Origin of the sequence: Burkholderia sp. LMG 13014 (genome assembly GCF_905232215.1) — a bacterium.
GTDB lineage: Bacteria > Pseudomonadota > Gammaproteobacteria > Burkholderiales > Burkholderiaceae > Burkholderia.
In genome coordinates this window covers 1-3,177 of sequence record NZ_CAJNKE010000649.1, presented here as the reverse complement: position 1 = coordinate 3,177, position 3,177 = coordinate 1, and the positions used below count along the sequence as shown (strand labels likewise).

The 3,177-nt window shown below is 68.6% G+C and carries 4 protein-coding genes; 3 read left to right on the top strand and 1 reads right to left on the bottom strand.

Annotated elements, in window-relative coordinates; all coding sequences use genetic code 11:
* Positions 1-668: amidase family protein (locus JYJ84_RS32480; protein WP_240201934.1), on the top strand; the 668-nt coding region annotated here is incomplete at its 5' end.
* A 59-nt stretch (positions 669-727) separates the two neighbouring features.
* Positions 728-1,471, top strand: a complete 744-nt coding sequence (locus JYJ84_RS32475) for an SDR family NAD(P)-dependent oxidoreductase (RefSeq protein WP_043178275.1) — start codon at positions 728-730, stop codon at positions 1,469-1,471.
* Between the two features lie 106 nt (positions 1,472-1,577).
* Here the strand turns inward: JYJ84_RS32475 and JYJ84_RS32470 are convergent, their stop codons facing one another.
* Positions 1,578-2,210, bottom strand: a complete 633-nt coding sequence (locus JYJ84_RS32470; RefSeq protein WP_122948954.1) for a response regulator transcription factor — start codon at positions 2,208-2,210, stop codon at positions 1,578-1,580.
* Positions 2,211-2,563: 353 nt separating this feature from the next.
* On the opposite strand from JYJ84_RS32470, the gene hpaC reads away from it, so the two are divergent.
* On the top strand, positions 2,564-3,109 hold the full coding sequence (hpaC, locus tag JYJ84_RS32465) for a 4-hydroxyphenylacetate 3-monooxygenase, reductase component (RefSeq protein WP_039354714.1): 546 nt from the start codon (positions 2,564-2,566) through the stop codon (positions 3,107-3,109).
* Positions 3,110-3,177: the final 68 nt, after the last annotated feature.

The following is a 3,177-nucleotide window of genomic DNA, read 5'->3' as shown; positions in this document are numbered from 1 at the left end:
ATTGCGTCGGGCCGTTCGCACGCGATATCCGCACGCTGGTTGCGGTGATGGCCGCGATCGCGCCGGGCTTCGATCGTGCGCAAGCGGCGGCCTCCGTGGCGAGCTGTACTGTCGCGAACGTCACGGTCGACGCCGATCCGGCAATCGCTGCGGCACTCGACGCCGCCATACGCGCGTCGGGCCTGCGCTCGCACGCGGTCGTACTCGACGAAATGCCGGCGTCGTTCGCCGCAGGGCTCACCGTGATCAACGCGGAAACGTCGCGCGCATTCGGCCATCTGGTCGCAACCGGCCAGCTCGGCGCCGACCTCGATGCGCGATTGCGTGCGGCCGCAACGACCACGCCTGCGGCATTGAAAGAAGCCAAGGCCGTGCGCGCACGCTTCACCGCGCAGGTCGACGCCACGCTCGAACATGCGGACGTGCTCGTGCTGCCGACACTGCCCGCGCTGCCGATCACGCTGCAGCAGGCACGCGACGGCGTATCGGTGATCGCGATGTCGTCGCTGATCCGGCCGTTCAACCTGAGCGGCCATCCGGCGCTGAGCCTGCCGCTGCCGCTGGCCGGCTCGCCGCTGAAGGCCGGCCTGCAGATCGTCGGACGCAAGGGCGCGGACGAGCAGGTCTGCGCGATCGCGGCACACTTCGAAGCGGCACTCGCCGCATGAACCACGATGCGAGCGCGGCGGCACCCTGCACGCGCTCGCGAACCACGGAATCACACACCATGTCAGACCGAGTCGTCCTCGTCACCGGCGCCGCGCGCGGGCTCGGCGCCGTCATCGCCGAACGCTTTCATGCGGCCGGCTACCGCGTCGCGCTGGCCGATATCGCCGCCGACGCCATTCAGGCGCATGCGCGCGAACTCGACCCGAGCGGCGAGCGCGCGATCGCGCTGCCGCTCGACGTCACGTCGAAACGCGATTTCGAAGCCGCGCGCGATGCGCTCGTCGCGCGCTGGGGCACGATCGACGTGCTGGTGAACAACGCGGGCGCATCGAAGGTCGTGCCCGCGATGGAGATCACGGCCGAGCAGTTCGACCAGGTGATCGACGTGAACCTGCGCAGCGTGCTGTTCGGCTGCCAGGTGTTCGGCCAGTTCTTCGCGACGCGCGGCGCGGGCCGGATCGTCAACATCGCGTCGCTCGCCGGGCAGAACGGCGGCTCGGCGACGGGCGCACACTACGCGGCCGCGAAAGGCGGCACGCTGACGCTGACCAAGGTGTTCGCGCGCGATCTCGCCGCGCAGGGCGTGACCGTCAACGCAATCTCGCCGGGCCCGCTCGATCTGCCGATCGTGTATGAAAGCGTCGCGCCGGAGAAGCTGCGCCAGGTGCTCGCGAGCCTGCCGGGCGGCAAGCTCGGCTCGGCCGGTTTCGTCGCGGATGCCGCCGTGCTGCTCGCATCGGGCGACGCGCATTTCGCGAACGGCGCGTGCTGGGACATCAACGGCGGGTTGTACATGCGCTGAGCACGACGGCCTCGTCGCGTCTCCTGCGACGCTCGGGGCCGGTTCACGCCAACGGCCGCCCATGCGCCGGCCCGCGAACGAACTTCTCCGGACAGCAGAACGTACCCTAGCGCGGCGCTTCGCCGTCGTCGCCCCACACCACCATCACGTCGCGCACGAGCGCGGCGATCGACGTCGCGCCGAGCTTCTCCTTGATGCTCGCGCGATGCACGTCGACGGTCTTCACGCTGATCGACAGATCCGACGCGATCTGCTTGCTGCCCTTGCCGTCCACCACGCCGCGCAGCACTTCCTTCTCGCGTGCGGTCAGCGCATCGAGCCGCTGGCGCAGCTCACGGTGACGCTGGCTCACCGCATGCCGCTGCTGCGCGAGCCGCAGCGCGCGTTGCACGCGCTCGAGCATCTGCTGCGAGTTGTACGGTTTCTCGACGAAATCGATCGCGCCGTTCTGCAGCGCGCGCACGGACATCGGGATATCGCCATGCCCGCTGACGAAGATCACCGGCAGCGTCGCGCCGCGCGCGTTCAGTTCCGCCTGCACATCGAAGCCGCTCTTCTCCGGCATGCGCACGTCGAGCACCAGGCACGCGGGCAGGTTCACGTCGAAGCGCGCGAGAAAATCGGTGGCATTGGCGAACCCTTCGGACGCGATGCCGACCGATTCGAGCAGCCACGCGAGCGACGTCCGCATGCCGTTGTCGTCGTCGACGATGTATACGATCGGTGCGGGTGACGTCATCGCGGGTGTCTCACTGAATATCGGTATGGGTATCGCACGCGCCGCATACGGGGCCGGGTTCCGGCTCGTCGCGCGCGTCGTTCGCTGGGGGTGTGCGGCACATCATAACGAGCCGAAAACCCGCTGAAAACCCCTTCGCGGGCTGCACGGACGCGCAATCGCGCTTTTTTTCGCGCGGCGCGCCGCGCATCTAGGTAGAACCTTTAGACGCGTTGGCGAGAACGCCATCTCCATCGTCAATCGTGCGAATGGTCGCCGGCATTTTCGCGACGTACGCTTGGGTCATCGTCGGCGATCCGGCGCTGCACCGGCAGCGCCGCACGACCGCCGCTTTCGTCCAATCAGGAGCGCCCATGTCTTCCACGACCGATATCCAGCGACCGGCACGCGTCGAGCCGACCGACGCGCAGAAGGCCTTCCGGCAAGCGATGGCCCACCTCGGCGCGGCCGTCAACGTGATCACCACCGCCGGGCCGCACGGCCGCTGCGGCATCACCGCAAGCGCCGTGTGCTCCGTCACCGACACGCCGCCGACGCTGCTCGTGTGCCTCAACCGGTCGAGCGCGATGCGTGCGACGTTCGAGCGCAACCGCCATGTCTGCATCAACGTGCTGCCGGCCGAACACGAGCAACTCGCGCGGCATTTCGCGGGGCTCACCGACCTGCCGATGGAACGGCGCTTCGACCTGCCGGTGTGGGATCGCGGCGAGCAGGACGTGCCCGTGCTGCGCGACGCGCTCGCGAGCCTGCAGGGCACGATCGCCGACATGAAGGAAGTCGGCTCGCATTCGGTGATGTTCATCGAGGCGACGTCGATCCGCGTGCGCGACGACGGCGACAGCCTGATCTACTTCAGCCGTGCATTTCATCGCGTGTCGCGCACGGCCTGCGTGCGGTGAACGGCGCGTGTCGCGCGTGTCACGCGTGTCACGCGTGATTACGCGGCGGCCTCCGTGGCGAGCTGTAC

Bases quoted from the DNA above. Each gene is read 5' to 3' on its own strand.
- JYJ84_RS32475 (WP_043178275.1), top strand. From the start codon at position 728: ATGTCAGACCGAGTCGTCCTCGTCACCGGCGCCGCGCGCGGGCTCGGC.
- hpaC (WP_039354714.1), top strand. From the start codon at position 2,564: ATGTCTTCCACGACCGATATCCAGCGACCGGCACGCGTCGAGCCGACC.
- JYJ84_RS32470 (WP_122948954.1), bottom strand. From the start codon at position 2,210: ATGACGTCACCCGCACCGATCGTATACATCGTCGACGACGACAACGGC.